Origin of the sequence: Sphaerisporangium sp. TRM90804 (assembly GCF_029846175.1) — a bacterium.
Taxonomy (GTDB): Bacteria; Actinomycetota; Actinomycetes; order Streptosporangiales; family Streptosporangiaceae; genus Sphaerisporangium.
Window position 1 is genome coordinate 182,451 of record NZ_JARWAC010000030.1, and the last position, 14,910, is coordinate 197,360.

The 14,910-nt window shown below is 72.0% G+C and carries 14 protein-coding genes and 1 tRNA gene; 8 read left to right on the forward strand and 7 right to left on the reverse strand.

The window, feature by feature from the left end:
• Window positions 1-39 precede the first annotated feature (39 nt).
• Window positions 40-927, forward strand: coding sequence for an alpha/beta hydrolase (locus PYR91_RS32305; protein WP_279786035.1), 888 nt, complete (start codon window positions 40-42; stop codon window positions 925-927).
• A gap of 3 nt (window positions 928-930) precedes the next feature.
• Entirely contained in the window at window positions 931-1,845 is a 915-nt protein-coding gene (locus PYR91_RS32310; protein ID WP_279786037.1) for a ribonuclease Z, read from the forward strand.
• 118 nt (window positions 1,846-1,963) lie between these two features.
• On the opposite strand, the gene PYR91_RS32315 is transcribed toward PYR91_RS32310, so the two are convergent.
• The 4 genes from PYR91_RS32315 to PYR91_RS32330 form a co-directional block, all read right to left on the reverse strand.
• A tRNA-Met gene (locus PYR91_RS32315) sits at window positions 1,964-2,040 on the reverse strand.
• Window positions 2,041-2,140: 100 nt separating this feature from the next.
• Window positions 2,141-2,572 (reverse strand): hypothetical protein, encoded by a 432-nt coding sequence (locus tag PYR91_RS32320; protein WP_279786038.1) that lies wholly within the window; start codon window positions 2,570-2,572, stop codon window positions 2,141-2,143.
• Between the two features lie 68 nt (window positions 2,573-2,640).
• The gene (locus tag PYR91_RS32325; RefSeq protein ID WP_279786039.1) at window positions 2,641-3,360 is read right to left on the reverse strand and encodes an SDR family oxidoreductase; all 720 of its coding nucleotides are present in this window, start codon (window positions 3,358-3,360) and stop codon (window positions 2,641-2,643) included.
• A gap of 155 nt (window positions 3,361-3,515) precedes the next feature.
• On the reverse strand, window positions 3,516-4,157 hold the full coding sequence (locus PYR91_RS32330) for a DedA family protein (protein ID WP_279786041.1): 642 nt from the start codon (window positions 4,155-4,157) through the stop codon (window positions 3,516-3,518).
• A gap of 134 nt (window positions 4,158-4,291) precedes the next feature.
• On the opposite strand from PYR91_RS32330, the gene PYR91_RS32335 reads away from it, so the two are divergent.
• Together PYR91_RS32335 and PYR91_RS32340 are read left to right on the forward strand one after the other, a co-directional pair.
• Complete coding sequence (locus PYR91_RS32335) at window positions 4,292-5,518, forward strand: histidine kinase (RefSeq protein WP_279786043.1); 1,227 nt, start codon at window positions 4,292-4,294, stop codon at window positions 5,516-5,518.
• Between the two features lie 64 nt (window positions 5,519-5,582).
• Window positions 5,583-6,251 carry a response regulator transcription factor gene (locus PYR91_RS32340; protein WP_279786045.1) on the forward strand — a complete coding sequence of 223 codons (669 nt, stop codon included), beginning with the start codon at window positions 5,583-5,585 and terminating at the stop codon, window positions 6,249-6,251.
• A gap of 31 nt (window positions 6,252-6,282) precedes the next feature.
• Here PYR91_RS32340 and PYR91_RS32345 read toward each other — a convergent pair whose 3' ends face one another.
• Window positions 6,283-6,933, reverse strand: a complete 651-nt coding sequence (locus PYR91_RS32345) for a VC0807 family protein (RefSeq protein WP_279786046.1) — start codon at window positions 6,931-6,933, stop codon at window positions 6,283-6,285.
• A 269-nt stretch (window positions 6,934-7,202) separates the two neighbouring features.
• On the opposite strand from PYR91_RS32345, the gene PYR91_RS32350 reads away from it, so the two are divergent.
• A complete protein-coding gene (locus tag PYR91_RS32350) occupies window positions 7,203-7,541 on the forward strand; it encodes a luciferase family protein (protein WP_279786047.1) in 339 nt (112 codons plus the stop codon).
• A gap of 21 nt (window positions 7,542-7,562) precedes the next feature.
• Here PYR91_RS32350 and leuE read toward each other — a convergent pair whose 3' ends face one another.
• Entirely contained in the window at window positions 7,563-8,252 is a 690-nt protein-coding gene (gene leuE, locus PYR91_RS32355; RefSeq protein WP_279786049.1) for a leucine efflux protein LeuE, read from the reverse strand.
• A 524-nt stretch (window positions 8,253-8,776) separates the two neighbouring features.
• Between leuE and PYR91_RS32360 the strand changes: the two genes are divergently transcribed.
• The 3 genes from PYR91_RS32360 to PYR91_RS32370 all read left to right on the forward strand — a co-directional run bounded on the left by PYR91_RS32360 (window position 8,777) and on the right by PYR91_RS32370 (window position 13,468).
• On the forward strand, window positions 8,777-10,102 hold the full coding sequence (locus PYR91_RS32360) for a cellulose binding domain-containing protein (RefSeq protein WP_279786051.1): 1,326 nt from the start codon (window positions 8,777-8,779) through the stop codon (window positions 10,100-10,102).
• Window positions 10,103-10,245: 143 nt separating this feature from the next.
• Window positions 10,246-12,084: a glycosyl hydrolase family 18 protein gene (locus tag PYR91_RS32365; protein WP_279786053.1), complete on the forward strand. Its 1,839-nt coding sequence runs from the start codon at window positions 10,246-10,248 to the stop codon at window positions 12,082-12,084.
• A gap of 133 nt (window positions 12,085-12,217) precedes the next feature.
• On the forward strand, window positions 12,218-13,468 hold the full coding sequence (locus tag PYR91_RS32370; protein WP_279786055.1) for a hypothetical protein: 1,251 nt from the start codon (window positions 12,218-12,220) through the stop codon (window positions 13,466-13,468).
• Window positions 13,469-13,517: 49 nt separating this feature from the next.
• Here PYR91_RS32370 and PYR91_RS32375 read toward each other — a convergent pair whose 3' ends face one another.
• Window positions 13,518-14,567 carry an AI-2E family transporter gene (locus tag PYR91_RS32375; RefSeq protein WP_279786056.1) on the reverse strand — a complete coding sequence of 350 codons (1,050 nt, stop codon included), beginning with the start codon at window positions 14,565-14,567 and terminating at the stop codon, window positions 13,518-13,520.
• Between the last annotated feature and the right edge of the window lie 343 nt (window positions 14,568-14,910).

A 14,910-nucleotide genomic window follows, 5' to 3' on the forward strand; every position in this document is an offset into this window, starting at 1 on the left:
CGGTTTCGCGAGGGCACGGGAAGGGGGTTGACTGTCGGCATGATCGAACACGTCCGGTTCACCGCCGACGGCATCGCCCTGGCCGGTGACCTCAGAGTGCCGCAGGGGCCGGGGCCGCACCCGGCCCTGGTGTTCACCGGGCCCTTCACCGGGGTCAAGGAGCAGGTGACCGGCCTGTACGCCGAGCGGCTGGCCGCCGCCGGGTACGTGACGCTCGCCTTCGACCACCGCAACTTCGGCGCCTCCGGCGGCGAGCCGCGGCGGCACGAGGATCCCCAGGGCAAGCTGGCCGACCTGCGGGCCGCCGTGTCGTTCCTGCGCGGCCTGCCCGCGGTCGACCGCGAGCGCGTCGGCGCCGTCGGCATCTGCCTGGGCGGCGGGTACGCGTTGCGCTTCGCCGCCTTCGACCCCCGGGTCAAGGTCTTCGTGGGCATCGCCGGCGCCTACAACAACCCGTACGCCATGCGGTCGGCCATGACGCCGGTCGGGTACGAGGGGGCGCTCTCGTCCTTCACCGACGTGCTGGAGCGGCAGGACCGCGGCGGCGACGTCGAGTACCTTCCTGCGGTGGCCGAGACCGGCGAGGCCGCGATGCCGGGGGACGAGCCGTTCGCCTACTACGGCACCGAACGGTCGGCCGCGCCGACCTGGGTCAACGAGGTCACCCGGGCGTCGGTGCGCGAGCTGGTCACCATGGACAACATGATGGGCGCCGACTTCCTGTCGCCCAAGCCCGGCCTGATCGTGCACGGCCTCGCCGACCGCTTCTGCTCCCCGGAGGGCGCCGAGGAGGCGTACAAGCGCATGGACGGCCCCAAGAGGATCGCCTGGCTCGACGCCCGGCGGCACATCGACCTCTACGACACCGAGCCGCACGTCACCCAGGCCGTCGAGGAGACCACCCGGTTCCTCGCCGACCACCTGTGACCGGTGTCCGTCCGCGAGCTCGTCGTCCTGGGCACGGGCAGCCAGGCGCCGACACGCGCCCGCAACCACAACGGGTACCTCCTGCGGTGGGACGGCGCCGGCCTGTTGTTCGACCCGGGTGAGGGCACCCAGCGGCAGATGATCCTGGCCGGGGTGGCCGCGAGCGACGTCACCCGCATCCTGGTCACCCACTTCCACGGCGACCACTGCCTCGGGCTGCCCGGCGTGATCCAGCGGCTGTCGCTCGACCGCGTGGCGCACCCGGTGCACGCCCACTTCCCTGCCGCCGGCGCCGAGTACTTCGCCCGGCTCCGGCACGCCAGCTCCTTCTACGAGACCGCGACGCTGGTGCCCGAGCCGGTGCGCGAGGCCGGAGTGATCGCCGAGGGCGGTTTCGGGCGCATCGAGGCGTACCCGCTCGACCACCCCGTTCCGGCGTACGGGTACCGGCTGGTGGAGGCGGACGGACGCCGCATGCTGCCCGACCGCCTGCGCGCCCTCGGCATCTCCGGCCCGCGCGTCGGCGAGCTCCAGCGCGACGGCGCCGTCCGCGTCGGCGGCCGCGCGATCACAGTGGAGGAGGTCAGCCGCCCGCGCCCGGGCCAGCGGTTCGCGTTCGTCATGGACACCCGCCTGTGCGACGCCGTGTACACCCTGGCCGACGGCGCCGACCTGCTGGTCATCGAATCCACCTTCCTGGACGAGGACGCCGGCCTCGCCCGCGAACACGGCCACCTCACCGCCGCCGAGGCCGGCCACGTGGCCGCCCGATGCGGCGTCCGCCACCTCGTGCTGACCCACTTCTCCCAGCGCTACCGCGACCCCGCCCCCTTCGAGGAGCAGGCCCGCCGCCACTTCCCCGGCCGCATCACCGTCGCCGAGGACCTGATGCGCGTCCCCGTCCCCCGCCACGGCTAGCCCGGCCCCCGTGCGCACCGACCGGCCGCACCCTCACAGGAGGCGACCGGTTCGCGCATGGAGACGGCAAGAGGCCCGGTGTCCGTCTCCGGACACCGGGCCTCTTGATCGTTCCGCATGGTAGCGGGGGCAGGATTTGAACCTGCGACCTCTGGGTTATGAGCCCAGCGAGCTACCGAGCTGCTCCACCCCGCGGCGATGAACACAACCTTACCGGTCCCACGCCGGTAAGCAAATCGGCGTCCCCGCGCCCCTGGGAAGGCGGATCAAGTCGCGCCGCCGGGAAGGCGGCGGGTCAGGTCGCGGGCATGCAGCCCGTCTGACCGGTGATCTCCACGTTCGGCCGGTCGGCCCGCAGCGCGACGGTGAAGGTGATGTCCAGCGAGTCCTTCCTCATCACGCTCACCTTCACCCCGAACCGCGCACCGGGCCCCTCGGCCTCCTGGTACCCCATCGTGTGCAGCTCGGTGGCCAGCGCCGACACCACCGCCGAGGACGCGTTCCCCGCGGGCACGTCCCCGGTGATCGTGTACAGCCCGCGCCTGCTCCCACCAGGGCACCCGGCCCGGTCCTCGACGGCGCTCACCCGCTTGCCCGCCAGCGTCAGCCGGCTCAGCGCGGCCCCGTCCTCGTTCAGCACCCCCGCCACGTCCCGGAACGCCGGCTCCGCCCCACACCCGGCCAGCCCCCCGACGACCACGAGCACCCAAACCCCGACACGTCGCACCCTGGCACTTTACCGATCACACCGTCGGATCGCCCGTCCGCCGGATCGGCGCCGATCAGCGGGTACGGCTAGCTCATCGTCCTGCCGCCGTTGACGGCGAGGCGCTGGCCGGTGATGAAGCGGGCGGCCGGGGAGGAGAGGAAGGCTACGGCCTCGGCGACGTCGGCGGGGACGCCCATGTGGCCGAGGGGGACTTGCTGTCGGTACTCGGAGACGTCCTCGCCCGCGTGGCGTTCGACGGGGATCCAGCCGGGCTCGACGGTGTTCACCGTGATGCCGAGGGGGCCCAGTTCGCGCGCCCAGGAGCGGGTGAGGCCGTGCATGGCGGCCTTGGCCGAGACGTAGTGGCCGTAGTCGGCGTTGCCGAGGTCGACGACCTCGCTGCCCACGTTCACGATGCGGCCGCCGCCCGCCGCGCGGAAGTCGGGCAGGGCCGCCTGGAGCAGGAGCAGGGGGGCCTTCACGAAGAAGCGGAGCTGGTCGAGGTGGTCGTTCCAGGTCTGCTTCTCGACGGGCATCAGGGGCTGCGGGCCGGTGGCGTTGTTCACCACGACGCCGATCGGGCCGGCGTGCTCGTGGATCTCGGCGACGCCCCGGCGCACGGCTTCCTCGTCGGTCACGTCGAAGCGCGCCACGTACGCGCCCTGGCCGATGCGGTCGGCGACGGCCGTGGCGCCCGCGGTGTCGTTGGCGTAGTTGACGACGACCTTCCAGCCGTCGGTGGCCAGCCGCTCGGCGATGATCGCGCCCAGCCCTCGCGACGCCCCGGTGACCAGTGCGCAGCCCATGTTCGGTCCTCTCCTCAGTGCGGACCCCCCATCCTTCCCGACGGGCCGCCGAGCGCGCACCCGGGGTGCGGGCCGTGCGGGATGAGCCGGCGGGCCGCAGCGTACTCCGGCGGCTGGCCCGCCGGTCTCCCGGGAGCGGCTGCGGCGGGCGGGTGTCAGGGGATGGGCAGGGGGGCCGGGGCGTCCTCGTCGGGGGCCGGGGCCGGGGGCTTCGCGGATCGGCGGTGGCGGACGTGGCGTACGACCTCGGTGACGATCGCGATCGTCACGGCGATGCCGAGGCCGAGCAGGAGTCCCTTGATGGGGTCGTGCTCGAAGGCCAGGCCGCCTAGGTAACCGACGAGCGCCGAGTACAGCGCCCACGTGCCGGCCGCCAGGGCGTCGAAGAGGGCGAACAGGCGCCGCGGGTAGCCGACCCCGCCCATGGTCAGCGTGACGGCGGTCCGGCCGCCGGGGATGTACCGGGCGATGACCAGCACGAGCCCGCCGCGCTCGGCGAGTGCCTTGGCCGCCCAGTCGAACGCGCCCCGGCCGCGCCCGCGCCTGAACCGGCCCACCGACGACTTGCCGATGAAGTAGGACACGTGGTCGCCGACGAAGGCTCCCAGGGCCGCGACCAGGATGACCGGCACCAGGCCAGGCTCTCCGGTGGCAGCGAACACGCCGGCGGTGATGACCGCCGTCTCGCTGGGCACGACGGGGAAGAAGCCGTCGATCACGGCCAGCGCGAACAGGGCCACGTAGACCCACGGCGAGGACATGACGTCTTTCAACAGGTCGAGCAGGGCATCGGACATGTGATCAACGGTAGGAAGCCGGTCGTTTCCGGCGCCTCCTCCGCAAGTGCTCGCCCATCCCTGACTTTCGTCAGGGTTCGTCCCGTACTTGTGGCGGAGTCGCGGGACGCGCGCGGCACGGTACCGTCGCCGACGTGGACCGATGGACGGGTGTTCTGCGACGCTCCCGGCGCGAGGCGATCGTGGACCTCCTGCTCTGGGCGGCGCTCTGCGTGCCCGTGGTGGTCCTCGCCGGCGACCCCGGGCCGTGGGGGCCCGTCCCGGCCGGCCTGGCGCCGGTGGTCACGCTCGCCGGGATGGCCCTGGTCGGCGTCGCCGTGCTGCTCGCCCGGGCCCACCCCCTGGCGGCCACGCTCATTGTGCTGCCCGTCGGGCCGTGGAACTCGACGGACGCCATCGCCACCACGGTGATGGGGCCGCTGGACGCGGCGACGCCGGTCAAGGTCGGCCCGCTGAACGCCTACTCGCTCGCCATCGTCGTCCTGTTCTACCTGGCCGGCCGCAGGACGGTCAGGGGCGGGCCCGCGTCGGGCCTGATCGCCCTCACCCTGGTCGGCGGCGTGGTCCTGGCCGCCGTGTCGACGTGCGGGCCGCTGGGGAGCGGCCCCGGCCTCGAGCACACCGTCTGGATCCCGCTGCTCAGCGGATTCCTCCTCACGGCCGTCGCCCCCTGGACGGCCGGCCGCTACCGCTTCCAGCGGGCCGAGCAGCTCGCCCGCGAGCACCGCATGATCGCCGAGCAGGCGCGGCTGCGGGAGCGGGCGAGCATCGCCCAGGACATGCACGACTCCCTCGGCCACGAGCTGGCGCTCATCGCGCTTCGCGCGGGCGCGCTGGAGGTGGCGCCCACCTTGGGGGAGGAGCACCGCGGCGCCGCCGGGGAGCTGCGGGCGGCGGCGGGCGTCACGACCGAGCGGCTGAGGCGCATCGTGGACGTGCTGCGTGACGACTCGGGGCCGCCCGGGCCGTCCTCGACCGAGAGCGTCGACGAGCTGGTGCGGCGCACGCGCGACTCGGGCATGACGGTCCGGCTGGAGGTGCGGGGCGCCGGGCCGCGGGTGCCCGACGTCGTCGCCCGCGCGGTCTACCGGGTGGTCCAGGAGTCGCTGACCAACGCCGCCAAGCACGCGCCGGGCGCCCCGGTCGACGTACGGCTCGCGCACTCGGCGCGGGACACCGTGGTCGCCGTCGCGAACGCCGCGCCGCAGGCCCGCGTCCCGCAGGCGGGCCGCTCCCGCGCGGGTCACGGCCTGGTGGGGCTGGCCGAACGGGTACGGCTGGCCGGCGGGACGCTCTCCGCCGGGCCCGTGGGCGGCGGCTTCACGGTCACCGCCCGGCTGCCCCACGGCGAGGACGCGTGACGACCGCGCGCGTGCCGGCCCACGGCGTTACCGGCCCCGTGCCGCCCGTCCCGGGGGAGGGGCCATGACCCGGATCCGTGTTCTGCTCGCCGACGACGAGGCGATGGTCCGCGCGGGCGTGCGGGCGATCCTGTCCGCGGACGGCGGCATCGAGGTGGTGGCCGAGGCGGGCGACGGTCGGGAGGCGGTGGAGCTCTCCCTGCTGCACCGGCCCGACGTGGCACTGCTGGACATCCGCATGCCCCGGCTCGACGGGCTCGCGGCCGGGGCCGAGATCCGCCGGGCGTTGCCGGACACGGCGGTGGTGATGCTGACGACCTTCGGCGAGGACGAGTACGTCGCGCGGGCCCTGTCCGGCGGCGCCCAGGGGTTCCTGCTCAAGGCGGGCGACCCGCGCGAGCTGATGGCCGGGGTGCGGGCCGCCGCCGAGGGCGGCGCGTACCTGTCGCCGCAGGTCGCAAGGCGGGTGATCAACGAGCTGGAGGGCGGCCGGCTGGCCCGCGCGTCCGCCGCGCGCACCCGCGTCGCCGCGCTCACCGCCCGCGAGCGTGAGGTGCTCGGGCTGGTCGGGGCGGGGCTGTCCAACGCCCAGATCGCCCGCCGCCTCCACCTGGTGGAAGGGACGGTGAAGTCGCACGTGAGCGCGGCGCTCGGCCGCCTGGGCGTGCCCAACCGGGTGCTGGCCGCGATCGTCGCCTACGAGGCGGGGCTGGTCGATCCGGACGCCGGGTGAGGCCCCGGCCGGCTCGGGTGAGCCGGCTCGGTCAGCCGGCGGCCGGGGCCGGGACGGCGGGGTCGGTGTGCAGGCGGCGCAGCACGCGGCGGAAGGCGTAGATCGAGACGGCGACCGCCGCCCCGCTGATCGCCGCGACCACCGACGTGCGCACCAGCAGGTAGGTGCCGATCGACTGGTGCAGCAGCAGCCAGATGCTGACCGCCGAGTTCATCAGCAGCACGAACGCCCACAGCAGCGTGATGCGCGCGAAGAACCGCCGTACCCGGGCGTGCCGTAGTACGGCGGAGGGCAGGTGGATGTAGTCCAGCGTGAGCCGCTGCACCAGCGGCCGGTTCAGCCGCACCGAGGCGAGGAAGGCCACGCTGATGCAGATCGTGCCGAGCTCCGGCTGCAGGAAGTAGACGACGGCGCTGCCCGTCCACCACCCGAGCGCCGCGCGGGCGGTGATGGCGATGGCGGCCAGCACCATCGTCCCCGGCACCGGCCTGCGCAGGACCAGCCGCCACAGCACGCCGCCGTACACCCAGGTCATCACCGCGATCAGGGCGCCGTTCAGGCCGAGGACGGCGAACGCGGCGTAGAAGACGGCGAGCGGCGCGACGACGCCTTCCAGCAGCCGGGGGACGGCCTGCCTCAGTAGCGCCGTGATCTTGGGAAGGGTGAAGGAAGGGTGGCTCATGCTTCTCCCCGTGACGGCGGAATACCGACGCTAGAGCCCTCGCGACTACCCCAGGATCGGATCGCCAAAACTTGCCCGTAATACCCGAGTGCCGTCATTACCGCTCACAGTGCCCAACGCGTTACCTAAGGGACATGTTCTAAATGGTCACCCGTCGATGGTCGTGTCGCCCCCCATGGCGTCGGCCGGCTTTCCGGCTGGTTGAACATCCGATAACGGTTCGGGAACAGAGGGTTTCCGGACGGCGGCCGGCCCGCGAGCATGAGGGCATGGCAGTGCACTCGCGCGCCCATGGCCGGTCGGCAGGGTGTGTGGCCGATGTCGCCGTCGAGCTCGCCCGATGGCCCGACCTCGTGGTGAGTCATACCCGCAAGGCCATCCGTTTCCGCACCGCGGGCCGGGAGATCATTCGTATGCCCGGCGACCACACCGCCGAGCTGCGGCTCACCGCACCGGTCATCCACCGCTGGGCCAGGGTCCTCGCCGACTCCCACCGCGTCACGGCCGGGCACAACGTGGGCTGGATCACGGTGGAGATCGACGACCGCGCCGGCGCCGAGATGTTCCTGTCGCTGGTCAGCGTGGCCCTGAAGGTCAACCAGGACTAGGCGTTCCCGGTAGGACGCCCCTCAGCCCAGGCTGGAGGTCGCCAGCTTCGCGCCGAAGCCGAGGAAGACGACCCCGACGCCCGAGGTGAGCCCGGCCGACAGCCCGCGCCGGCGCCGGAACCGGGTCGACAGCGAGACCCCCGCGAAGATCAGCATCGACAGGTACAGCACGCTGAAGAACTGGCAGATCGCGCCCAGGATCAGGAACGAGATCGCCGGCGTTCCGTAGCCGGGGTCCACGAACTGCACGAAGAACGAGATGAAGAACAGGATGGCCTTCGGGTTGAGCAGGCTGACCACCAGGGCCTTCCTGAACGGATCGGCGCTCGCGCCCGAGGTGGCCCCGGCCACCGCCTCCACCGTCTCGGGGACGGGCTCACGCGAGCCGTCGGCCCGCCACGACCTCCAGGCGCCGAGGATCATGCCGAAGCCGATCCACGCCAGGTAGCCCGCGCCCGCGTACTTGACCACGGTGAACAGCAGCGGCGTCGACTGCAGCAGCGACGCCGCGCCCGCCGCGGAGAGCACCATGAGCACCGAGTCGCCGAGGAACACCCCCGCCGCCGCGCGGTAGCCCGCGCGCACGCCCCGCCGGGCTCCGGTGGCCAGCACGTACAGCGAGTTGGGGCCGGGCAGAAGGATGATCAGGAACGCGCCTATGACATAGGCCCAGATGTTGGTGATGCCGAAGAACATGGTGCCGAACTCCATCTAGCTGACGACACATCACGTTATATCCCTATACATGGGGTTTCGGCGCGCCGATTTCCGCCGTTCACCGGTCTCGGACACCGCCGCCCGCCTGCCTGCGCCCGAGGGCGTGCCACCGCGTCCGGCCCGGACGGGCGGCGGCCGTCCGGGCCGGCGGCGCCGTCCGGCTCGGGCGGAGTCGAGGCCGCCGTCAAGGCGAGGGGGGGTTTCCCCGCCGGGTCGGGGGACGGCGTGTCAGGGCGGCCCTGGCTCGGGGAAAAGTCCGGAGTTTGGGTCTTGTGGGGGAGCGCGGGCCGGACTACGATCGCGACAACTCTTAGGAAACTTTCCTAAAAGAAATGACCACCGGAGCCGTCAGTGGCGCGTCCCCCTCCGCGCTCGCCGCGTTTCTGAACCGTCCCAAGCCGCCTGAACCGCTACGAGCCGCGCGACATCCTCGTGCGCGAGCCGCCCCGCTCGCCCCGTCTCCGCGTCTTCCTCCCCGACGCGGCAGTTCCCCGCTTCCCCCCGGCATGGGAGCCACCGTGCGACGCACCATCCCCCTGCTCGTCCTCACCGCCCTGGCCAGCCTGCTCACCGCCGTCCTGGTCCCCATGAGCGCCCAGGCGGCGTCGGTGACCGCCACGTTCGTCAAGACCTCCGACTGGGGGTCCGGCTTCGAGGGCAGGTACACGGTCACCAACGGCACCTCCAGCCCGCTGAACGGCTGGAACGTCGAGTTCGACCTGCCGTCGGGCACCACTGCGGGCACCTACTGGGACGCCCTGCTCACCCGGTCCGGCGCCCACTACGACTTCAGGAACCGCGAGTACAACGGCTCGCTCGCCCCCGGCGCGTCGGCGTCCTTCGGCTTCGTCGTCAGCGGCGCCGGCTCCCCGCTGAACTGCCGCGTCAACGGCGGCCCCTGCGGCGGCACCACCCCCAGCCCGACTCCCACGCCCACGCCGACTCCCACGCCGACCACGAGCCCGCCGCCGCCGGGCGGCATCCTGGTCGCCCCCTACATCGACATCACGATGCCCACGCCCTCGCTGGTCGGCGCCGCCACCGCGACCGGGGTGCGGAACTACACCCTCGCCTTCGCGCTCGGCGACAGCACCGGCTGCAACCCCGCGTGGGGCGGGACGATCCCGATCGACGACGCGCGCATCGTCAACGACATCCGGGCGCTGCAGGCGCGCGGCGGCCAGGTGATCGTCGCGACGGGCGGCGCCGCCGGGCCGTACCTGGAGCACACCTGCGGCAGCACGGCTCAGCTGCTGGCCGCATACAAGAGGATCCTCGACGTCGTCGGCACCAACCACCTGGACGTCGACATCGAGGCCACCATCGACCAGAACAAGGTGAACTCCGCGCTCAAGCAGCTCCAGGACCAGCGCGGCACGGTCGTCAGCTACACGATGCGCGTGCAGGGCCAGGACTACGGCATGGACCCGTACTCGGTGCAGATCCTGCGGGACGCGGCGGCCAAGGGGCTGAACGTCCTGGTCAACCCGATGCTGATGAACTTCGGCTACACCGGCGACTGGGGCGACGCCATGATCGCGGCCGCCAACGCGACGGCGGCCCAGATGAAGGCCATCTGGCCGGCCAAGACCGACGCGCAGATCAAGCGCCTGCTCGGCCTGACACCCATGATCGGCAGGAACGACACCGGCATGACCACCACGCAGGCGCACGCCCGCAAGCTGCTCGCGTACGCCCAGGCCAACCACGTCGGGCGCATCGGCTTCTGGTCGATCGGACGCGACAACGGCGGCTGCCCGAACGGCACGCTGTCGCCCACCTGCAGCGGGATCGCCCAGTCGGCCTACGAGTTCAGCTCGATCCTCAAGGCCTACACCGGCTGATCCCCGGCCCACGGCCCCGCCAGGGGCCGGGCCCACCAGCCGTACGGCCCGCGCACCGCCGACCCCCCACGGGGTGTGCGGGCCGTACGCACCACCGCGCGCCTCGGTGCGCACGCACCGTCCCAGCAGCCTGGAGTCATGCCATGAGACAGCCCTTCCCCCGGCCCCGGTCCAGCGCCGCCGCCCTGTGGTCCTGGGCGAGGGCCGTCACGGCGGCGACCGTCCTGGCCGTCCTGGCGGCGGTGCTGCCCGCCGCGCCCGCCCTGGCCGCCAACATCGCCGCCAACCCCGGGTTCGAGAGCGGGCTGACCGGCTGGTCGTGCCCCGCCGCCGCGAGGACGGTGACCAGTCCCGTCCACGCGGGCTCCGCCGCGCTGGAGGCCACCCCCGCGGGCAGCGACTTCGCGCGCTGCTCCCAGACGGTGCGGGTGCGGCCGTCCTCCTCGTACACGCTGTCGGCCTGGGTGCGCGGCGGCTACGTCTTCCTGGGCGCGCTGGGCACGGGCACCACCGACGTCAGCACCTGGGGCTCGCCCGGGGCCGCGTGGGCGCAGCTGCGCACGTCCTTCACCACCGGCGCCGCCACCACGTCCGTCACGGTCTACCTCAACGGCTGGTACGGCACCGGCGCCTACCACGCCGACGACGTCGTGCTGGACGGCCCCGCCGGCGACGGCGACGGCACGCAGATCCCCTCCGTGCCGTCGGGCCTGGCCGTCACCGGCACCACGTCGTCGAGCGTCTCGCTGAGCTGGTCTGCCTCCCCGGGCGCGACCGGCTACGCCGTCTACCGGGACGGGACGAGGATCGGCTCGCCCACCGGCACGAGCTACACGGCCACCGGGCTGACCTCGGGCACCGCCTACCGGTTCGCGGTGAGCGCGTCCAACACGGCCGGCGAGTCGGCGAGGTCGGCCGAGGTCACCGGCATCCCGGCGAGCGGGCCGCCGCCCACGGGCGGCCTGCCGAAGCGCGTGCTCGTCGGCTACCTGCACGCCTCGTTCGCCAACGGGTCGGGGTACGTGCGCATGAGCGACGTCCCGGACTCCTGGGACGTCGTCAACCTCGCCTTCGGCGAGCCGACCTCGGTGACCTCCGGCGACATCCGGTTCAACCGCTGCCCGGCCGCCGAGTGCCCCAACGTCGAGAGCGAGGCCGACTTCACCGCCGCCGTCCGCGCCAAGCAGGCGGCGGGCAAGAAGGTGCTCATCTCCATCGGCGGCCAGAACGGCCAGGTCCAGCTCACCACGACGGCCGCGCGCGACAGGTTCGTCAGCTCGGTCGCCGCCATCATCGACCGGTACGGTCTCGACGGCCTGGACATCGACTTCGAGGGCCACTCGCTCGCGCTCAACGCCGGGGACACCGACTTCAGGAACCCCACCACCCCGGTGATCGTGAACCTCGTCTCCGCGCTCAAGACGCTCAAGGCGAGGTACGGCGCGCGGTTCGTGCTGACCATGGCGCCGGAGACGTTCTTCGTCCAGCTCGGCCTCCAGTTCTACGGCCCGGGCAGCGGCGGCGCCGACCCGCGCTCGGGGGCGTACCTGCCGGTGATCCACGCCATGCGCGGCGATCTCACCCTGCTCCACGTGCAGGACTACAACTCCGGGCCGATCATGGGCCTGGACGGCCAGTACCACACCATGGGTGTCGCGGACTTCCACGTCGCGATGACCGACATGCTGCTCGCCGGCTTCCCCGTGCGGGGAAACACCGCCGACGTCTTCCCGGCGCTGCGCCCCGAGCAGGTCGCCATCGGCCTGCCCGCCGCGCCGTACGCGGGGAACGGTTTCACCACGGTGGCCGAGGTCCAGAAGGCCTTCGACTGCCTGGCGAAGGGGACCGACTGCGGTCCCTACCGGCCGCGCGGGGTCTACCCGGCCTTGCGCGGCCTCATGACCTGGTCGATCAACTGGGACCGGTACAACGGGTCGGAGTTCTCCGCCAACCACCGCGCGTACCTCAACGCCCTGCCGTGACGCCCGCCCGCCGTCCGATCGTCACCTCACGTGGCCGGAGAGTTTCTTTATGTGAACGGCTCCGGATAGTTAGCGGCAATTTTCGTACCCGAGTGGTCGCTTTGGCCTGGCTTCCGGCAGGCTAGGGGACGCCATGGACTACGCAATTCTCACGGGGTGCGTCCTCGTAACAGGTGTCGTGCTCGCCGTCCTCGCGCAGTGGAAGGGCTGGAAGCCGTCACTCGCCGTCGCGCTCGCGGTGGGCATCGGTTTCCGGGTGCTCATCATGGCGACGTCCGCGGCCGACACCTGGCAGCCGGTCGACTTCGTGAACAGCTTCAAACCGGCGGGCGAGGCCATCATCGCCCGCCAGGATCCGGTGCTGGAGAGCAACGGCGGCTGGCACTTCCTCCCGACGATCCCGTACGTCTACGGGCTGCTGCTGTGGGTGGGCATCCCGTGGGAGATCGCCGGCCGTCTGGTCACCGTGGTCTCCGACCTCATCCTGATCCCGCTGGTCGGCAAGCTGGCCGGCGGCAAGGACGCCTCCCTGCGGGCCTTCCAGTACGCCTGCAACCCGCTCGCGCTGCTCGTCGCGTCGGTGCACGGCCAGGTCGAGCCGGTGTCGCTGGTCTTCGGCGTGGCCGCCTTCGTCGTGGCGCGGAACGCCAGGACGTCGCGCCCGGTGCGCAACGCCATCGTCGCCGGCCTGCTGATGGGGCTCGCGCTGTGCGCCAAGAGCTGGCCGATCTGGCTGGTCCCCGGCATGCTCCTGTTCCTGCCCGACCTGCGCTCGCGCCTGTACGGCTTCTTCGCCACCGGGGTCGCGCCCATCTTCTTCCTGGTCACGCTGCCGATCGGCGCGGGAACGTCGCTCGCCGAACTGCCCGAGGTGATCAGGACCATCGGCGACGTGCGTCCGATCATCGGCGAGTGGGGCTGGACGGCGATCGCGGTCGGCGGCGACTGGACGCTGAACGCCGAGCTCGCCCGCTACGGCCAATGGATGATCTACGGCACGCTGCTGCTGGTGGGGTTCTTCTGGCGACGGGCCGACCCGATCGACTTCACGATCGCGATCCTGCTGGCGTTCATGGTGGTGACCCCGCGTCTGGGCGCGCAGTACCTCCTGTGGTTCATGCCCTTCCTCGTGGCCCGGCCGACCCGCTTCGCGTGGCCGGCGATCATCGGCACCAGCACCTGGGCGGCCGTCGGGTACCTCTACCTGACCCAGTACACCGCCCAAGACTGGGCCATGCTGCACAGACCCTGGGCCATGAGCTCGATCATCCTGCTGCCCGTCCTGGTCGCCGCCCTGCCGTGGGCGACCCGGCGCGGCGACTCCTCCGCGCTGGACCCCGAGACCGGGAGACCTCGGACGACGGTCGCGGCCACCGCCCAGTAGGCAACCGTGCGCAGGCCCGTCCCGGCATCGGGGGACGGGCCCGCGCGGCTCACGCGGGTGGCCGCTCTTTGGGGACGTCCCCGGAGATCAGCGCCCCCGACCACTTGGCGCTCGGGTCGCTGTCGATGAACAGGGCGCGGGTCAGCAAGGTGAGCGGAATCGCTAGGAGGGCGCCCAGCGGGCCGAGCACGGTCGCCCAGACGATCAGCGACACGAACGTGGCCGTCGTCGTCAGCCCCACGGCGTCACCGAGGAACTTGGGCTGGATGAACGACTGGACGACGACGTTGATGACCATGTAGGCGATGATCACCAGCACCATCGTGCGCAGCCCGCCGGTCAGCAGGCCCAGCAGGGCGGGCGGCACGAGGCCGACCACGAAGCCGATGTTCGGAATGTAGTTGGTGATCAGCGCGAGCACCCCCCACAGCAGCGGAAGCGGAACGCTCAGCACGTACAGCGCCACCACGTCCAAAACCGCGCAGATCAGCCCGAAGAAAGTGGAGACCAGCAGGTAGCGCCGGGTCTTGCGGGCGAACGTCCCCAGCGCCTCCACCATGGCGGGCCGCTCCGCGGACGCTCGGGACATGACGCGTGTGATGATCGGCGCGTCCAGACTCATCGCCAGCAGAAGCACGACGACCAGCAGCAGGCCGGACAGGATGCCGAGCACGCCGCTCAGCAGCCCTTGGGCGAACTCCAGCGCCTTGCCCGGATCCAGCGACTGCAGCGCCTTGTTCACCTGTGGCGCGATGCCGCGCGCCGCCGCCCAGCTCTGCGCGTCGGCGAGGAGCCGGTTGAACCGGTCGGAGTAGGTCGGCAGGATCACCGCCAGCTGCACCACCGCGGTGATGAGGATGGCCACCATCCCGACAAGCACCACGATGACCACGGAGAACGGCACGAGCACGACCAGCCAGCCGGGCGCCCCCCTGCGCGTGAGGTAGCTCCTGATCGGGGAGACCGCGATGGTCAGCACGAGCGCGAGCACGATGGTGCCCACGATCGTGCCCACGGCTCGGATCCCCGCCAGGACGACCACCGCCGCCGCGATGCCGAGCAGGAGGGTCAGTGCCCGGGGTGCCGCTCGTTCGCTCACGTCAGCCTCTATCGGTTGAGAACAGGTAAGACGTACCGCTGTTGTACTGCCGATGCCCAGCGCGCCGAAACGTCGCACCTGGTCGTGGGCCACGATGGACCAAGCGCTCCAGAAGTCCTGCTAATCTTCTGTCGTCGGCACAGCCCGGCGATCTTCCCCGCACACCACTCCTTGTGGATGACGCGCGGGCGGACGCCGAAGCCGACGAACCCCGAAGATCTACGCACTTCGACTTGCGCAAGTGAGTGTCGGTGAGTAAGTTAGAGGGGTTGCCCTGGAGACGGGGTGGTCCGCATCGTAGCGGATCGGGCGGGTCGGAGGTCAAGCGCTGGTAACGGCGCGA

Excerpts from the sequence above, each read along its gene's own strand:
- PYR91_RS32305 (WP_279786035.1), top strand. The coding sequence starts at position 40 with ATGATCGAACACGTCCGGTTCACCGCCGACGGCATCGCCCTGGCCGGT.
- PYR91_RS32325 (WP_279786039.1), bottom strand. The coding sequence starts at position 3,360 with ATGGGCTGCGCACTGGTCACCGGGGCGTCGCGAGGGCTGGGCGCGATC.
- PYR91_RS32330 (WP_279786041.1), bottom strand. The coding sequence starts at position 4,157 with ATGTCCGATGCCCTGCTCGACCTGTTGAAAGACGTCATGTCCTCGCCG.
- PYR91_RS32340 (WP_279786045.1), top strand. The coding sequence starts at position 5,583 with ATGACCCGGATCCGTGTTCTGCTCGCCGACGACGAGGCGATGGTCCGC.
- PYR91_RS32345 (WP_279786046.1), bottom strand. The coding sequence starts at position 6,933 with ATGAGCCACCCTTCCTTCACCCTTCCCAAGATCACGGCGCTACTGAGG.
- PYR91_RS32350 (WP_279786047.1), top strand. The coding sequence starts at position 7,203 with ATGGCAGTGCACTCGCGCGCCCATGGCCGGTCGGCAGGGTGTGTGGCC.
- leuE (WP_279786049.1), bottom strand. The coding sequence starts at position 8,252 with ATGGAGTTCGGCACCATGTTCTTCGGCATCACCAACATCTGGGCCTAT.
- PYR91_RS32365 (WP_279786053.1), top strand. The coding sequence starts at position 10,246 with ATGAGACAGCCCTTCCCCCGGCCCCGGTCCAGCGCCGCCGCCCTGTGG.
- PYR91_RS32370 (WP_279786055.1), top strand. The coding sequence starts at position 12,218 with ATGGACTACGCAATTCTCACGGGGTGCGTCCTCGTAACAGGTGTCGTG.